This is a genomic window from Micromonospora sp. NPDC049201 (genome assembly GCF_055586805.1).
The window spans coordinates 1-1269 of record NZ_JBVJHM010000047.1 but is presented as its reverse complement, the minus strand read 5'-3'; the positions used below and the strand labels follow the sequence as shown (position 1 = coordinate 1269).

The 1269-nt window shown below is 66.7% G+C and carries 1 protein-coding gene; it reads right to left on the bottom strand.

Translation table 11 applies throughout. From position 1 onward, the window contains the following. Positions 1 to 32: 32 nt before the first annotated feature. Positions 33 to 1201, bottom strand: a protein-coding gene (locus tag ACZ6O5_RS31275; RefSeq protein ID WP_465981935.1) for an IS3 family transposase whose coding sequence is annotated in 2 segments (ribosomal slippage) — positions 33 to 914 and positions 917 to 1201 — 1167 coding nt in all. Because the reading frame shifts where the segments join, the coding sequence is not laid out codon by codon here. Positions 1202 to 1269 lie beyond the last annotated feature (68 nt).

Sequence of the window (1269 nt, the reverse complement as noted above, 5' to 3'; positions counted from 1 at the left end):
GGGTCTGCTGCACCGATAGGTGACAGTTTCAGTCACGCGGCCTGACTGGCCGGTGGGGTCATGATGGTCTCGTACTCGATAGGGGTCAACCGGGACAGGGATCGTTGGCGTCGACGGCGGTGGTAGGTCCGTTCGATCCAGGTCACGATCGCGGTCCTCAGTTGCTGCCGGGTCGTCCAGGTTCGGCGGTCGAGGACGTTGTTCTGTAGCAGGCCGAAGAAGGATTCCATGGCGGCGTTGTCGCCGGCGGCGCCGACCCTGCCCATCGACCCGGTCACGTGGTGCTGGTTGAGGGCGTGGACGAATTTCCGGCTTCGGAATTGCGATCCGCGGTCGGTGTGCAGCACGCAGCCGGCCACGTCACCACGACGGGCTACGGCGTTGTGCAGGGCGTTGACGGCCAGCCTCGACTTCATGCGGGAGTCGATGGAGTAGCCGACGATCCGGTTGGACCACACGTCCTTGATCGCGCACAGATACAGCTTCCCTTCACCGGTGCGGTGCTCGGTGATGTCGGCCAGCCACAACCGATTCGGGCCGTCCGCGGTGAAGTCGCGGCGCACCAGATCGTCGTGCACCGGCGGACCGGCCTTGCCGCCCTTGCCCCGACGCTTGCGCTTGCTGAACGCGCTGAACCAGCCCATACCGGAGCAGATTCTCCAAGCGGTGCGCTCGACCATCGGCTGGCCGGCAGCGCGGGCCTCATCGGCCAGGAACCGGTAGCCGAACTCCGGATCGTCGCGGTGGGCGTCGAACAACGCGTCCGCCCGATACGCCGCAGCCAACTCGGCGTCGGTGACACGGCAGGCAAGCCACCGGTAGTAAGGCTGACGAGCGATCTTCAACACCCGGCACGTCACCGCCACGGGGATCCCGTCGGCGGCCAGCTCGCTCACGAGCGGGTAGAGCCTTTTCCCGGCAGATGCGCCTGCGACAAGTACGCCGCGGCCCGACGCAGGACATCGTTCTCCTGCTCCAACAACCTGATCCGCTTACGCGCCTCCCGCAGCTCGGCCGACTCGCTGCCGGCCGTTCCGGGGGCGGCGCCGGCGTCGACGTCGGCCTGGCGCAGCCACTTGAACAACGTCATCGGGTGCACCCCGAAGTCCTTCGCGATCTGCTCGACCGTCACGCCTGGCTCGCGGTCACGAGCAACACGCACGACGTCATCGCGGAACTCTCGGGGATAGGGCTTGGGCACAGCGACATCCTTCCAGCTCGCCCGCAGGGCAAGCCATCTCAGATGTCACCTATCGGTGCAGCAGACCC